This window comes from Nonomuraea sp. 3-1Str (assembly GCF_031570565.1).
Taxonomy (GTDB): domain Bacteria; phylum Actinomycetota; class Actinomycetes; order Streptosporangiales; family Streptosporangiaceae; genus Nonomuraea.
Genome location: NZ_JALHBK010000012.1, coordinates 73,011 through 88,065, shown reverse-complemented (window position 1 = coordinate 88,065; position 15,055 = coordinate 73,011). Strand labels below are relative to the sequence as shown.

10 protein-coding genes are annotated in these 15,055 nt (G+C 73.2%); 5 read left to right on the top strand and 5 right to left on the bottom strand.

Features of this window, described 5'->3' with window-relative positions; genetic code table 11:
- Positions 1-13 precede the first annotated feature (13 nt).
- Positions 14-1,204, top strand: coding sequence for an MFS transporter (locus MTP10_RS20455; protein WP_310711093.1), 1,191 nt, complete (start codon positions 14-16; stop codon positions 1,202-1,204).
- Positions 1,205-1,304: 100 nt separating this feature from the next.
- On the opposite strand, the gene MTP10_RS20450 is transcribed toward MTP10_RS20455, so the two are convergent.
- On the bottom strand, positions 1,305-2,726 hold the full coding sequence (locus MTP10_RS20450; RefSeq protein WP_310711090.1) for an FAD-binding oxidoreductase: 1,422 nt from the start codon (positions 2,724-2,726) through the stop codon (positions 1,305-1,307).
- 306 nt (positions 2,727-3,032) lie between these two features.
- Positions 3,033-3,611 (bottom strand): cupin domain-containing protein, encoded by a 579-nt coding sequence (locus MTP10_RS20445; protein WP_310711088.1) that lies wholly within the window; start codon positions 3,609-3,611, stop codon positions 3,033-3,035.
- Between the two features lie 172 nt (positions 3,612-3,783).
- Here MTP10_RS20445 and MTP10_RS20440 point away from each other — a divergent pair, with 172 nt between their 5' ends.
- Positions 3,784-5,550: a thiamine pyrophosphate-dependent enzyme gene (locus MTP10_RS20440; protein WP_310711087.1), complete on the top strand. Its 1,767-nt coding sequence runs from the start codon at positions 3,784-3,786 to the stop codon at positions 5,548-5,550.
- A 44-nt stretch (positions 5,551-5,594) separates the two neighbouring features.
- Here MTP10_RS20440 and MTP10_RS20435 read toward each other — a convergent pair whose 3' ends face one another.
- On the bottom strand, positions 5,595-6,677 hold the full coding sequence (locus MTP10_RS20435; RefSeq protein WP_310711086.1) for a Gfo/Idh/MocA family oxidoreductase: 1,083 nt from the start codon (positions 6,675-6,677) through the stop codon (positions 5,595-5,597).
- Between the two features lie 54 nt (positions 6,678-6,731).
- Positions 6,732-7,496: an IclR family transcriptional regulator gene (locus MTP10_RS20430; RefSeq protein WP_310711085.1), complete on the bottom strand. Its 765-nt coding sequence runs from the start codon at positions 7,494-7,496 to the stop codon at positions 6,732-6,734.
- 80 nt (positions 7,497-7,576) lie between these two features.
- Between MTP10_RS20430 and MTP10_RS20425 the strand changes: the two genes are divergently transcribed.
- The 3 genes from MTP10_RS20425 (at position 7,577) to MTP10_RS20415 (ending at position 13,047) form a co-directional block, all read left to right on the top strand.
- The gene (locus tag MTP10_RS20425; RefSeq protein ID WP_310711084.1) at positions 7,577-8,731 is read left to right on the top strand and encodes a 4-hydroxybenzoate 3-monooxygenase; all 1,155 of its coding nucleotides are present in this window, start codon (positions 7,577-7,579) and stop codon (positions 8,729-8,731) included.
- 135 nt (positions 8,732-8,866) lie between these two features.
- On the top strand, positions 8,867-10,867 hold the full coding sequence (locus MTP10_RS20420) for a glycosyl hydrolase family 18 protein (RefSeq protein ID WP_310711083.1): 2,001 nt from the start codon (positions 8,867-8,869) through the stop codon (positions 10,865-10,867).
- A 158-nt stretch (positions 10,868-11,025) separates the two neighbouring features.
- On the top strand, positions 11,026-13,047 hold the full coding sequence (locus MTP10_RS20415) for a PQQ-binding-like beta-propeller repeat protein (protein WP_310711082.1): 2,022 nt from the start codon (positions 11,026-11,028) through the stop codon (positions 13,045-13,047).
- Here MTP10_RS20415 and MTP10_RS20410 read toward each other — a convergent pair.
- Positions 13,029-14,954, bottom strand: coding sequence for a hypothetical protein (locus MTP10_RS20410; protein ID WP_310711081.1), 1,926 nt, complete (start codon positions 14,952-14,954; stop codon positions 13,029-13,031). The two genes, MTP10_RS20415 and MTP10_RS20410, sit on opposite strands and share 19 nt — an antisense overlap.
- Positions 14,955-15,055: the final 101 nt, after the last annotated feature.

Here is a 15,055-nt window from a genome sequence, read left to right as displayed (position 1 = left end):
TAATTTCCCGACCATGAGCCATCACCGCTCCATCGCCGGTGTGTTCGCCGTGCACGGCGCCGTCGCCGGCAGCCTGGCCACCCGCCTGCCCTGGATCCAGGACCACCTTCACCTCGATCCCCGCACCCTCGGGCTCGCCCTGCTGTGCCCGCCGATCGGCGCGGTCGTCGGCATGCCGCTGGCCGGCCGCCTGGCGCACCGCGTCGGCGGGCGCGCGGCCACCCGGCTCCTGCTCGGCCTCTGGTGCGCGGGGCTCGCGCTGCCCGCGCTGACGCCCGCGCCCGTGTGGCTGTTCGCGGCGTTCCTCGTGTACGGCGCGGCGGCCGGGACGTGCGACGTGACCATGAACGCCCAGGCCGTGGTCCTGGAACGCCGCGTGGGACGCTCGATCATGTCCGGGTTGCACGGGATGTGGGGCGTGGGCAGCCTGGTGGGCGGCGCGGCGGGCGCCCTGGCCGCGCAGGCGGGGATCGACGCCCGGCTGCACCTGGCGGGCGCCGCGCTCGTGCTGCTCGGCGCCGGGATCGCGGCCGGCCGCGACCTCCTGCCCGACGAGGCGAGGGAGGCGGCCGAGACCGGCAGGCGCATCGGCGAGGGGGCGGGGCGGCGGTTCGCGCTCCCCTCGGGGGTGCTGGTGGTGATCGGGCTCGTCGGGTTCTGCGCCACCTTCGTGGAGGGGGCCAGCGCGAACTGGGCGGCCGTCTACCTCACCGAGGTCACCGGCGCGGGTCCCGGTCCGGCCGCCGCCGGCTACACGATCTTCATGTTCTGCCTGGCGGGAGCCAGGCTGGTCGGCGACCGGGTGGTCCGCCGGGTGGGGCCCGTGGCGGCGGTCCGGGCGGGCGGTGTCCTGACTGTCGTGGGAGGGGCCGTCGTGGTCGCCTCCCGTACGCCGTTGCCGGGCGTGGCCGGGTTCGCCGCCATGGGACTGGGGGTGGCGGTCATCGTGCCGCTGGTCATCGCCGCGGCGGGCAACGCGGGGACGACGCCCGGGGCCGGGATCGCGGGGGTCGCGACGATCACGTACATGTCGGGGCTGGTCGCGCCGGCGGTCACCGGCTGGATCGCGGGCGGCGTGTCCTATCCGGCGGCCTTCGCGGTGATCACCGCGGTGGTGGTGCCGGTGACGTTCCTCGCCCCGGTCCTGCGCCGGGACCGGCCGGTACGCCGGCCGGCCGCCGCCGTCCCCGCCCGCCGGGAATGACCTCCAGCGGCAAGGGGACGGGGAACGCGGGAAGGCGAGACGGGGAAGAGAGGCGGGGAAGAAGGGTCGCGGGGCCCGGGGCAGGACCGGGCCCCGCGGGTCAGCGGCCGGAGATGAGATCCGCGACGCGGGCGTAAGCCGACGTCGTGGTGCCCCGGTCGTTCTCGTGGCGGTCGGCGGCCCGGTACAGCGCGTAGATGAGCTGCACGCCCGTCCACCGCAGCGGCTCCGGCTCCCACTGACGCACCTGCCGGCCCACCCACGGCAGCGCCGTCAGCTCCGTGTCGCGCCGCAGCACCAGGTCCCGCAGCGTACGGCCGGCCAGGTTGGTCGTGGTCACGCCGCTGCCGACGTAGCCGCCCGCCCAGCCCAGGCCCGTGGCGTGGTCGAGATGGACGGTCGAGCACCAGTCACGCGGCACGCCGAGCACCCCGCACCACGAGTGCTGCACCCGGGCGTCGGCCGCCGCCGGGAACAGCTTGACCAGCATCCGCCACAGCAGCGCCACCGTGGATGACTGGGTGGCGCCGCGGTCGTCGGTGCGCGAGCCGTACCGGTAGGGCACGCCGCGCCCGCCGATGGCGATGCGGTCGTCGGCCGTGCGCTGGGCGTAGATGTAGGCGTGGGCCTGGTCGCCCAGCAGCTCGCTGCCCGACCAGCCGATGTGCTTCCACACCTCGGCCGGCAGCGGCTCGGTGACGATCATGGAGCTGTTCATCGGCAGCCACTGCCGGTGCTGCCCGTCGAGGCTGGCGGTGAAGCCCTCGGTGGCGCGGATGACGTAGTCGGCCTGGACCGTGCCCCGGGTGGTGACCGCCGCGGGCCTGCCGCTCCCGCGGCGGGGCACGATCGCGGTGACGGTCGTGTCCTCGAACAGGTCCACGCCCAGCTCCGCGACGACGCGGGCCAGGCCGACGGCGAGCTTGGCGGGCTGGATGCGGGCGCAGTGCGGCGAGTACATGGCCTCCAGCGTCCCGGCCACCTGGAGCCGCTCCCGCTGCTCGTCCCGGTCGAGCAGCCGGACGTCGTCCTCCCCGTACCCCCAGGCACGCAGGTCGGCGGTCTCGGCGCGCAGCCGCCGGCGCTGCGCCGGGTTGGTCGCGACGTGCATGACGCCGCCCTTGTGGACGTCGGCGTCGATCCCCTCGGCGCGGGTCACGTCGATGACCTCGTCCACCGTCCGGAACATCTCGCGCTGCAGGTCGATCATCGCCTGCCGGCCGCGCGCCTTGGCGTGCCGCTTGCGCGACCCGGCGAACTCGGCCGACAGCCAGCCGCCGTTGCGCCCCGAGGCGCCGAACCCGGCGAACTCCTTCTCCAGGACCGCCACGCGCAGCCCGGGGTCGGCCTTCTTCAGGTAGTACGCGGTCCACAGGCCGGTGTAGCCGCCGCCGACGATCGCCACGTCGTAGTCGCGGGACCCGGGCAGCGGCGCCCGCCGCGCGGGCGCGCCGATCTGCCGGAACCAGAAGGAGACGCCGCCGTTGGCGAAGTCGGCGGTCAGCGGAACGCCCGGCTTCACGGGGCGCTCACGGCGCCGGCGCGCCGCCCCTCGGTCCGGGACGGGCGGGTGGAACAGCGGGTCACTCTGGTCTCCTGGTCGGGTCGGTCATGTCGGTGGGGTCGCATCGGTTCCCGCTTTCCTCTTCGGCCGCCGCCGACCGGTGAGACGCCGGGCGGCAGCGGGCCGGAGCGGCGCCGGCGCAGGTCGGCGCGTGTCGTCTCCGGGTGGTGCAGGTTCATGTCCCCATGGTGGCGGACGGTTCACGGTGGTCAGGTGGCCGGGGTGAGAGGGCTCACGGTGGTCAGGCGGCCGGAGTGAGACGGCTCAGGTGGCCGGCGTGGGCGGGCTCACCACCCACAGGACCTCGGCGGTGAGCTCGCCGTCGTTGGCCACGCGGTGCGGGACCGACGTGCGGTACTCGACGCTGTCCCCGGGGCCGAGGACGTGCCGGGCGGCCTCGTCCGGCGGACCGAGCCAGAGCGTGACCTCGCCGCGGATCACGAGCAGGATCTCCTGGGAGTCCCCGTGCGTGTACGGCTCCGCCCCGGTGGAGGCGCCCGGGTCGAACTCCCCGGCGTACATCTCCAGGTTGCGCAGCGGACGCTGGGAGATCAGGTACTTGCGCGCGCCCGGCCCGACCGGCAGCTCCGGACGCCCGGATCGGGGCACGACCCGGTGCCCCACCTCGTCGTCCTCGCTGAACAGGTCGGCGACGGTGACGCCCAGGGCCAGCGCGATCCGCCGCAGCATGCCGACGCTCGCGCCGGCCTGGCCGCGTTCGAGCTGGCTGATGAAGCTGGGGCTGGCGCCCGCCTCGCCGGCCAGCCCGCGCACGGTCATCTGACGCATGGCGCGGTACGCGCGGACCCGGGCGCCCAGGCGCGCCGTCTCCGACTCGCTCATCGAACCCCTCGGCCGGCTGTATTGAACAGGTTGTTAAGTGGCAACGAAAGGACCGTACAGAGGCCGGAGAAAGCCCAGCAAGAGGCCACGGCATAACGACTCGGCAACACGACCCCGGCCGCGGCGCGGTGAAGGCGTCTGCCAGGGCCCCGAACGGGGTAGGGGCCGCGCCATGGCTCGCATCGCATCGGAATCCCTGGTCGAACGGCTCGCCGAGTGGGGGGTCGACACCGTCTTCGGCATGCCGGGCGACGGCATCAACGGCATCATGGAGGGCCTGCGCCGCCACCGGGAGAAGGTGCGCTTCGTCCTCGTCCACCACGAGGAGGCGGCGGCCTTCATGGCGGCCGGCTACGCCAAGGCCACCGGGCGGATCGGCGTGTGCCTGGCCACCTCCGGCCCCGGCGGCATTCACCTGCTCAACGGCCTGTACGACGCCAAGCTCGACCACGCGCCCGTGCTCGCCATCACCGGCATGCAGGAGACCGCCGTGCTCGGCACCGGCTACCAGCAGGAGGTCCACCTGGACCGCGTCTTCGAGGACGTCGCCGAGTACAACATGATGGTCACCAACCCGGAGCAGCTCCCGGCCCTGGTGGACATCGCGGTCCGCAGCGCCTACGCCCGGCGCGGCGTCGCCCACCTGACGATCCCCAACGACGTCCAGGTGGCCGAGGCGGGGGAGGGGCCGTTCGAGCACGTCGGGCCGGTGCGCGCGCCGCAGTCCACCGCCCTGTACCTGCGCCCGCCGGGCGTCCCGCGCCAGGAGGACCTCGACGCGGCGGCCGAGGTGCTCAACAACGCCGAACGGCCCGCCCTGCTCGTCGGCGCCGGAGCCCTGCACGCGCGCGAGGAGGTGCTGGCGGTCGCCGAGCTGCTCGGCGCCCCGGTGGTCAAGACGCTGCCCGGCAAGGCGGTCGTCCCGGACGACTCGCCGTACACGACCGGCGGCATCGGTCTGCTCGGCACCCGCCCGAGCGAGGAGCTCATGGACGACGCCGACGCGCTGCTCATGGTCGGCACCAACTACCCGTACACCAAGTACCTGCCCCGGCCGGAGAAGGTGCGGGTGGTGCAGATCGAGGCCGACCCGGTCCGTGCCGGCGCGCGCATGCCCACCGACGTGCCCATGGTCGGCGACGCCCGCGACGGGCTGAGGGCGCTGCTGCCCCTGCTGCGCCCGCGGGAGGACTTCTCCCACCTGCGGACGTACCAGAAGAAGATGGCCTCCTGGCGTTCCGACATGGAGGCGCTGGAGAGCGCCGGCCGTGACCCGATCGCCCCGCAGTACGTGGTGTCCGTGCTGGACGACCTGGCCGCCGACGACGCGATCATGACGTGTGACAGCGGCACGATCGCCACCTGGGCCGCCCGTCACTGGACGATCCGCGGCGGGCGGGAGTTCTACCTGTCCGGCAACCTCGCCTCGATGGCGCCCGGCCTGCCGTACGCGATCGCCATGCGGCACGCCTTCCCGGGGCGCCAGGTGATCGCGTACGTGGGCGACGGCGGCTTCGCCATGCTCATGGCCGAGTTCCTGACGGCCGCCCGCCACGGGCTGCCGGTCAAGGTCGTGATCAACAACAACAACTCGCTCGGCCAGATCCTGTGGGAGCAGATGGTGCTGGGGTACCCCGAGCACGGGGTGCGCTTCCCCGAGCCCGAGGCCGACTTCTCCGCCTGGGCCGTCTCCTGCGGCGGGTTCGGCGCCAAGGTGACGAAGCCGGAGGACGTCCGGCCCGCGATCGGCGCGGCCCTGGAGTACGACGGGCCCGCGCTGGTCGACGTGGCCGTGAACCCGAACGAGCCGCCCATGCCCGGCAAGGTCACCTACGAGCAGGCCAAGAAGTTCGCCCAGGCGTTCCTCAAGGGGCAGCCGCACCGGGCGGCCATCGCGACCACGCTCTTCAAGGACCGGATCGACAGGTTCGGGGACTGACCGCCCAGGCGAGGGTCACCATCGGCCCCCGGGATGCGGTCGAGTCAGGAGGGCCGCCAGCCCGGGACGTCGCCGTGCAGGGCGCGGTAGAACGGGTCGCCGGGGCCGATCTCGCCCGCGCTGACCGTGGCCCCGGTCAGCGCCGCCTTGTACAGGGCGGTCACCAGCTCCAGGGACCGCCGCCCGTCGTGCCCGCTGCCCCGGGGTCGCCGGCCGGCCCGCAGGTCCTCCAGCAGGCCCAGGAACTGGGCCCGGTGGGAGCTGGGCTCGTCCTGCGGCGGCGGCCACGGGATCCCGGCGGCGCCCTCGGCCGGGGTGTAGGTCCAGTCCGCGTTGGCGTAGCCGTACAGGTGGGTCAGCTCCAGTGTGCCGCCGGCCAGGTCGAGGCGCAGGTGGCTGACCTGGCGCGGCGAAAGGGCGCTGTTGACGACGGTGGCCAGCGCGCCCGACTCGAACCGGACCAGGGCGGTGGTGACGTCGTCGGTCTGCACGTCGCGCGCCAGCCGGGCGGCCATCGCCCGCACCTCGCTCCAGTCGCCGAGCAGTTCGAGCAGCAGGTCCATCTGGTGGATGCCGAGGCCCATCGCGGGCCCGCCGCCCTCGGTCTCCCAGCGGCCCCGCCAGGGCACGGCGTAGTAGGCGTCGTCGCGGAACCAGGTGGTCTGGCAGTGCGCGACGTACGGGGCGCCGAGCGCGCCGTCGGCGATCAGCCGCCGCAGGTGCTGGGAGCTGGAGCCGAACCGCTGCTGGAACACGATCGCCGCGTACGGCCCGCCCTCGCGCTCGGCGTCGATCATGGCGTCGTACTCGGCCAGCGACAGGCACGGCGGCTTCTCGCACCACACCCACGCGCCCGCCCGCAGCGCGGCGACCGCCTGCGCGCTGTGCAGGGCGGGCGGGCTGGTGATGACGACGAGGTCCGGGCGGGTGTCGGCGAGCGTCCTTTCGAGGTCGGCCGAGGCGTACGGCAGGCCGAACTCGCCGGCGAAGGCGCGGGCGAGCGCGTCGGTGGCGTCCACGACGGCGACCACCTCCACCTCCTCCGGCAGCTCGCGGAACAGGGGCAGGTGGGCATGTCTCGCGATCTGCCCGCCGCCGACGACGGCGACGCGGAGGGGGGACGGCACGGGGATGGCCTCCTTGGGAAAGCGCTTGCCGAGGCACGGTAGCACGGAGCGGCCTCACCCGGGGCGGGCCGTCGCGGCGTACGCCCGCGCGATCTCGCCCGCCGCCGCGCGCAGCGGCTCGACCAGCCGGTGCAGCTCCCGGGCGCGCCGTGACGACAGCACGATGCCCACCGCCGCCACGGCCCGGCCCTCCACCAGGACCGGCGCCGCCGCCGAGCACGAGCCCAGCGTCATCTCCTCGAACGTCAGCGCGTAGCCCTGCGCCCGCACGGCCGCCAGCTCCCGCGCCAGCCGCCCCGGCTCGGTGATCGTGTGCGGCGTGGGCCGCTCCAGCTCGCGGGCCAGGTACGCGTGCACGAACCACTCGGGCTCGTACGCGAGCAGCGCCTTGCCCACGCCGGTCGGGTGCATCGGCAGCCGGCCGCCGGTCCTGGAGACGATCCGCACGGCCCTCCTGCCGTGGACCTTGTCGAGGTACAGCGCCTCGACGCCGTCGCGCACGGCCAGGTGCACGTTCTCGCCGGTGCCGGCGAACAGCTCCAGCAGCCACGGGTGCGCCACCTCCTGGAGGTCGCCGGCGGCGAGCCGGCCGAGCTCCCACAGCCGCAGCCCGATCCGCAGCCGCCCGTCGGGCCCGCGGCTCAGCACACGGCCGCCCTCCAGCTCGGCGGCCAGCCGGTGGACGGTGCTCAACGGAAGACCGCTGCGCCGGGCCAGGTCGGTGAGCGTGAGCCGCGGGTACGCCGCGTCGAACGCCCCGAGGATGGCGAGGACCTTGGACGTCACCGTGCGCCCCGCCTCGCGGGAGTGGCCTGCCATGCGGGAATCTTGCCGAATCCTTCCACTGGACGGAAGGGACGGCTCGGCGCGGCCACCCCCCGGGCACGATGCTTCCCTCTATGCGAACTCAGGTCGGGATCATCGGGGCCGGGCCGGCGGGATTGCTCCTGTCGCACCTGCTCCACCTGCGCGGCGTCTCCTCCGTGGTGCTGGAGAGGCGCAGCCGCGCGTACGTGGAGGGGCGCGTGCGCGCCGGCGTGCTGGAGCAGGGCACGGTCGAGACGCTGGTGGAGGCCGGGGTCGGCGAGCGGCTGCGCCGCGAGGGCCTGCCGCACCACGGCATCGAGCTCCGGTACGGCGGGCGGGGCCACCGCATCGCGTTCGAGGAGCTGGTGCCCGGCCGGACGATCACCGTGTACGGGCAGCAGGAGGTGGTCAAGGATCTGATCGCGGCCCGGCTGGAGGCGGGCGGCGACGTGCGCTTCGAGGTGGAGGACGTGGCCCTGCACGACCTGGACGGGGAGCCGTACCTGACCTTCGGCGGGGAGCGGCTCGACTGCGACGTCATCGCCGGCTGCGACGGCTTCCACGGCGTGTCGAGGCCGTCGGTGCCGGAGGGGGTGCTGACCTTCCACGAACGCGACTACCCGTTCGCCTGGCTGGGCGTCCTGGCCCGCGTCGCCCCGTCGTCCGACGAGCTGATCTACAGCCGCACGGAGCGCGGCTTCGCCCTGCACAGCATGCGCACGCCCGAGATCAGCCGTTTCTACCTCCAGGTGCCGCCCGACGCCACGGCCGGGGAGTGGCCGGACGAGCGCGTCTGGGCGGAGCTGAAGGCCCGCCTGGAGACCGTGCCCGGCTTCACGCTGGCCACCGGCGAGATCCTGGAGAAGGCCGTCACGCCCATGCGCGGCTTCGTCACCGAGCCGATGCAGTACGGCCGGCTCTACCTCGCGGGCGACGCCGCGCACATCGTGCCGCCGACCGGCGCCAAGGGGCTCAACCTGGCGGTGGCCGACGTACGGGTGCTGACGGAGGCGCTGGACCGGTTCTTCTCCACGGGCTCGGCCGACCTGCTGGACGGATACTCGGCGGCGTGCCTGCGGCGGGTGTGGCGGGCGCAGCACTTCTCGTGGTGGATGACGACCCTGCTGCACACGTTCGACTCCGACGACGCGTACGGCCGGCGGCTGCAGCTGTCGTACCTCGACTACGTCACCTCCTCACGGGCGGCCGCGACGACGCTGGCGGAGAACTACGTCGGCCTGCCCTGACGGTTCTTGACGCGGGTTGTTGACGCCGTCCCGGGCACGGGCTACCGTCGTCTCAAATCTAAAGGAAACTTTCCTATTAATTTCCTTCAGATCCCCTCCCATCCCACCCCCCAGACACCGGATGTCGGAGAATCCATGAGACACAGAGCCCTCAGCAAGGTCCTCGCGGTCGCGGCGGCGTTCCTGCTGCCGCTGACCGCCGCCGTCGCCGCCCCGTCGGGCGCCCAGGCCGCCCTCACCCCCTCTTCCCGGACCGCTTCCTCCCAGACCGCCTCTGCCGGGACCGTCGCCTTCCTGGCCGACTGGGCGCCGAACGTCGCGTACACGGCGGGGACGCGCGTCACCTACAACGGCGTCACGTACGAGTGCGTCCAGAGCCACACCTCCCAGACCGGCTGGGAGCCGCCCAACGTCCCCGCCCTGTGGAAGGTCGTCACCGGAGGCGGCGACACGCAGGCGCCGAGCGTGCCGGGGGGTCTGCGTTCGACGGGGGTGACGTCGAGCAGCGTGTCGCTGGCGTGGACCGCCTCGACGGACAACGTCGGAGTGTCGGGGTATGACGTGTACCGGGGGAGTGCCCGGGTGGCGACCGTGACGGGGACGTCGTACACGGACTCGGGGCTCAGTGCGAGCACGGCGTACACGTACACGGTGCGGGCGCGTGACGCGGCCGGCAACGTCTCGGCGGCGAGCGGCGCCGTGACCGCGACCACCACGGGCGGCGGAGGCGGCGACACGCAGGCGCCGAGCGTGCCGGGGGGTCTGCGTTCGACGGGGGTGACGTCGAGCAGCGTGTCGCTGGCGTGGACCGCCTCGACGGACAACGTCGGGGTGTCGGGGTATGACGTGTACCGGGGGAGTGCCCGGGTGACGACCGTGACGGGGACGTCGTACACGGACTCCGGGCTCAGCGCGAGCACGGCGTACACGTACACGGTGCGGGCGCGTGACGCGGCCGGCAACGTCTCGGCGGCGAGCGGCGCCGTGACCGCGACCACCACGGGCGGCGGAGGCGGCGGCGGGAACAAGCTGCTCGGCTACTTCGTCCAGTGGGGCGTCTACCAGCGCGGCTACCACGTCAAGAACATCGACACCAGCGGCTCGGCCGCCAAGCTCACCCACCTCAACTACGCGTTCGGCAACGTGCAGAACGGCCAGTGCACGATCGGCGACAGCTACGCCGACTACGACCGGTTCTACAGCGCGGCCGAGAGCGTGGACGGCGTCGCCGACACCTGGGACGCCGGCGCCCTGCGCGGCAGCTTCAACCAGCTCCGCAAGCTCAAGAAGAAGTACCCGAACCTGAAGGTGCTGTTCTCCTTCGGCGGCTGGACCTGGTCGGGCGGCTTCACCCAGGCCGCGGCCAACCCGGCCGCGTTCGCCGACTCCTGCTACCGGCTCGTCGAGGACCCGCGCTGGGCCGACGTGTTCGACGGCATCGACATCGACTGGGAGTACCCGAACGCCTGCGGCCTCAGCTGCGACACCAGCGGCGCGGCCGCGTTCCGGAACCTGATGTCGGCGCTGCGCTCCCGGTTCGGCTCCGGCAACCTCGTCACCGCGGCCATCACCGCCGACGGCACCTCCGGCGGCAAGATCGACGCGGCCGACTACGGCGGCGCCGCCCCGTACGTCGACTGGTACAACGTCATGACCTACGACTACTTCGGCGCCTGGGCGGCGCAGGGGCCGACCGCCCCGCACTCGCCGCTCACCTCCTACGCCGGCATCCCCATTGCCGGCTTCCACTCGGACAACGCCGTCCAGAAGCTCAAGAGCAAGGGCGTCCCGGCCGGCAAGCTGCTGCTCGGCATCGGCTTCTACGGCCGCGGCTGGACCGGCGTCACGCAGGCCGCGCCCGGCGGCACCGCCACCGGCCCCGCGCCCGGCACGTACGAGCAGGGCATCGAGGACTACAAGGTGCTCAAGACGCGCTGCCCCTCCACCGGCACGGTGGCCGGCACCGCTTACGGCTACTGCGGCGGGCAGTGGTGGAGCTACGACACGCCGGGCACGATCGGCGGCAAGATGGGCTACGCGAAGGACCAGGGCCTCGGCGGCGCGTTCTTCTGGGAGCTCAGCGGCGACACCACGGGCGGCGAGCTGATCACGGCCATGCGCAACGGCCTCGGCTGACGCACGGATGATTCCGGGGGCCGGTCCCGCCTCACCCGCGGGACCGGCCCTCCGCCTCCAGGCCCTGCGTCACGATTTCAGCCTTACCCGAAACCCCTCCATTGACCTGATGGCGGCGGTGTTTCTAGATTTCGGTCATGACCCTAATCTCCCGAACGATGGCTGCCGGCATGGCGGTCATCGCACTGCTGGCGGCGGCGCCCGCGCCCGCCTCGGCGGCGGGCGGCACGACCGCGACCCCGGCCGCCGAAGCGGGCCCGGCCGATCTCGGTGTGCCGCTCCAGGACGTGCTGCTGCTCGGCGGCACCGTCGCTCCCGGCCCCGGCGGCACCCCCGTGCTCTGGGAAGCCTCCTCCGGCGCCCCCGCCCACCTCAACGCGGTGGACCCGGCCACCGGCGCCGCGGTGGCGCGGCTCGACCTGCCGGGCGCCGCCGGGGCCTGGGCGGTGGACGCGACCCCCGACGGCAGCGTCTACGCCGGCACCTACGGCGACGGCCGCCTCTACCGCTGGACCCGCGAGGGCGGTGTCGCCGACCTCGGCCGCCCGCTCCCGTCCGAGAACTTCGTCTGGTCGGTGGCGGCGGGCGAGGGCGCGACCGTGTACGGCGGCACGTCGCCGGGCGGCCGCCTGTTCGGCTACGACCCGGCGACCGGCTTCCGCGACTACGGCAAGCTCTCCGCCTCCCACGCGTACGTGCGGAGCGTCTCCTACGCCGGCGGCAAGATCTACGCGGGCACCGAGAACCCGGCCGCCGTCTTCGAGGTGGACGCCGCCACCGGCGTGGCCGAGAAGCTGCCCACTCCGCCCGGCCTGGACGTCACGGACAAGTGGGCCTACGACGTCAACGTCGCCGGCGGCTTCCTCTTCGTCAGGTACGGCAGCGCCTTCCCCGGCCCCCTGCATGTCTGGGACATCGCCGCTCGTGCCTGGACCGACACCCTCGAATCCGCCCACGGCCTGGACGTCTCGCCGCCCGACGACCAAGGACGGATCTACTTCGTGAAGGGCGGGGAGCTGGTCGGCTACGACCCGCGCACCCGTACCGTCACCCCGACGGGGATGCCCTTCACCGGACGGGTCGCGAACACCCGCGGCATCGGCTGGGCCGAGCTGGGCCTGCCCGACTACCCCGGCAAGAGCCTCGTCGGGCTGCTGTGGCGCGGCCTGATGTTCCGCTACAACCCGCAGACCGGCGCCAGATCGTTCGTCCAGACGGGCATCCAGGGCGAGCCGATCGACATCACGGCCATCGCGGACGGCCCGGACGGCCGCGTCTACGTGGGCGGCTTCCTCAACGGTGGTTTCGCGGCGCTCGACCCGGTCACGGGGGAGCGGGAGGAGTTCCACACCTTCTCCCAGAGCGAGGCCATGACGGCGCACGGCGGCAAGCTCTACGTCGGGGCCTATCCCGAGGCCAGGGTCTACGCCTACGACCCCAGCCTGCCGTGGAACAGCACCGAGTACTCGCCCAGCCCGGAGCCCGGGCCCGCGCCGAACCCGGCTCGGCTGCTCGACTTCGCCACCGACAAGCAGATCAGGCCGCGCGCGCTGACCCCGGCGGGCAGGTACGTGGCGGTCGGGACGATGCCCGACCTCGGGCAGGTCGGCGGCGTGCTCGCCCTCTGGGACCCGCGGGAGGGCCGGATGGCCTACTCCCAGCGGCATGTGGTCGAGGACCAGAGCATCGTCTCGCTCGCCTACCGCGACGGCGTCGTCTACGGCGGCACCTCGATCTACGGCGGCCAGTCGGCCACCCCGCCGACCCAGCCGGAGGCCAAGCTGTTCGCCTGGTCGGTGCGGGAGAAGAGGCTGCTGTGGGAGCTGGTCCCGGCGCCCGGCAAGCCCGCCGTCCCCGCGCTCGCCTTCGACGACCGCGGCCGGCTGTGGGGGATCGCGGGCGGCGAGGTGTTCGCCGTGAACGTGGCCACGCGCAAGGTGGTCTCCCGGGTCACGCTGTCGGACAGCGCGTCGTCCTCCGGCGCGCTGGTCTTCAACGCCCGGGACCGCCGCCTCTACGGCGCGCACGCCGGCGCCCAGGTGTTCGCGCTCGATCCGCGTACGGGCAAGCGGTCGGTGCTGAAGGAGGGACCTGTGCACCACCTCGCGGTGCACAGGTCCGGAGCCGTCTACTTCGCCGAGGGGCCGAAGCTGTTCAGGTATCAGCCGCAGAGCCGGTAGGTGGAGAAGTTCTCGAAGCGTGACAGGTACATGTGCTCGTCAGGCCCCTTGAGCAGGATCGAGATCGGGCGGGCGATGAGCGTCAGCGCCATCGTCCCCCGGTCGATCCGGTACGCCTTGCCCTGCACCTTGCCGTACAGCCGGCCGTCGCGCCCCGGCTCGATGTTGGTGTCGAGCCAGACCTGGGTGGCGGTGGACCACGGGTAGGTCTGGTGCTTCACGGTCCGCAGCGCCTGGCCGGTGGCGGGATCGAGCTCGAACAGCGCGTCGGGGCTGAGCCCCCACAGCCTGCCGTCGCCGTCGAAGGTGATCGAGCCGAGTGCCAGGTCGCCGGCCACGGGGGTGCTCGTCCACCTGAGCGAGTCGGTGGCGATGTCGTAGGCGAAGGCGTGCGCCGCGTCGCCCTGCGGGACGCCGGTGGCGCCGAACGCCGACGTGGTGCCGTAGAGGACGCCGTCGCGGTAGGCGAGGGCGATGATGCTCTGGCCCGGGATGAGGTTGCGCCTGATCACGGTCCTGCCGGTGGCCGGGTCGAGCAGGCCGAGCGCGCCGCCGACCGAGCCCGCCTTGGGCACGGTGCCGAACGCCAGCCAGTCGCCCGCCGACACCATGGCGAACGGCCGGTCCTGCTCCTGGCCGGCGAGTTCGAGCAGCTTCCTCGGCTCGGTGCCGTCGAACTCGTAGATGCGGGCGCCGGGGTAGACGCCCAGGTAGAGCTTGCCCTTGTGGGTGACGATGGCCTCGCTCTGGCCGACGTTGGGCCAGAACTGGGATTGACCGGTGGCGGGGTCGTACGCGGCCAGGCCGCCGGTGAAGAAGCCGCCCGCGTAGACGCGCCCGTCGGGGCCGACGGCCATGGACCTGATGGAGACGGGCTGGCCGGTCAGGGTGGATTCGAACAGCTTGCCGCGGCGGCTGTGGCGGTCGTAGTGCCAGAGGCGGCCGGTGGAGGAGGTGCCGACGAGCGTGCGGCCGTTCCAGCCGAGGGTCCTGGCGGCGCCGCCGCCGAGGTCGGTGAAGCCCAGCTTGGTGATCTTCCTGGTCCTGAGGTCGTACGCGACGAGCTCGTCGCTCTGGACCAGGAAGACCTGGTGACCGTGCCGGCCACCGCCCACGGTGAGGCTGTCGATGTCGTCCACGACGTCGCGCCACGTGCCCGCGGCCAGGTCGTAGACGCCCATCGGGTTGGTGCCGGTGGTGGTGCCGAAGCGGACCAGAAGGTGGCGGCCGACGACATCGAGGTCGTAGGCGTAGCCGCTGCCCGTGATCGGCGGGTCGATCACCTTGACGAGGGTTCCGTCGGGCCGCAGCACGGCGACCTTCATGCTCTGCGCGCCGACGCCGGCGTAGACGGTGCCGTCCCCGGCGATGGCGAGGTCACGGATGTACTGCTCGCCGGGAACGGGGCTGCCGAGGTCGTCGATGCGGCCGGTCGCCGTGTCGTAGCGGAACAGCCGGCCGTTGGGCGAGGTGCCGCCGTAGACGGCGGTCCCGTCCGGGCTGGCCGCGACCGTCCAGACGAACGTCTCGCCCGGCACGGCGATGCCCAGCTCGCGCACCTCGTCGGTGGCGGGGTCGTAGCGGAAGAGCCTGCCCATGGCCCCGGCGGTGGCGTTGTAACCGCCCACGTAGACGGAGTGGTCGGGGGCCACGGTGACGGCCCAGGAGCCGAGCGCGAGGGGAAGCGGCCGCTCGGCGACGAGGCTCGCGTCGGCGGCGTTCCTGATGCCCAGGATCGCGGGGCCGGAGGCGCTGGAGGTGACGGAGTAGAGGCGGTCGCCGTCGAGGGCGGTGCCCGCCGTGGTGGCGCCGGTGAGCGGCAGGGTGCCGAGGCTCTGGAAACCGCATCCCGTCGGCGGTGTGGCGGTTTCGGCCTGGGCCGGAGCTGCGAGAGACCAAGCGGTCAAGAGAAGGACAACGAGTAAGCGCATGGGCCTACCTTCGCTAGGACGGCATAACGGCCTTGACCGTAATCCTGAGCTCCGCCCATGGCAAGACCGCCGCCACG

Coding starts and splice junctions, on each gene's coding strand:
- MTP10_RS20445 (WP_310711088.1), bottom strand. CDS start 3,611: ATGAGCGAGTCGGAGACGGCGCGCCTGGGCGCCCGGGTCCGCGCGTAC.
- MTP10_RS20415 (WP_310711082.1), top strand. CDS start 11,026: ATGGCTGCCGGCATGGCGGTCATCGCACTGCTGGCGGCGGCGCCCGCG.
- MTP10_RS20425 (WP_310711084.1), top strand. CDS start 7,577: ATGCGAACTCAGGTCGGGATCATCGGGGCCGGGCCGGCGGGATTGCTC.
- MTP10_RS20430 (WP_310711085.1), bottom strand. CDS start 7,496: ATGGCAGGCCACTCCCGCGAGGCGGGGCGCACGGTGACGTCCAAGGTC.
- MTP10_RS20440 (WP_310711087.1), top strand. CDS start 3,784: ATGGCTCGCATCGCATCGGAATCCCTGGTCGAACGGCTCGCCGAGTGG.
- MTP10_RS20420 (WP_310711083.1), top strand. CDS start 8,867: ATGAGACACAGAGCCCTCAGCAAGGTCCTCGCGGTCGCGGCGGCGTTC.
- MTP10_RS20455 (WP_310711093.1), top strand. CDS start 14: ATGAGCCATCACCGCTCCATCGCCGGTGTGTTCGCCGTGCACGGCGCC.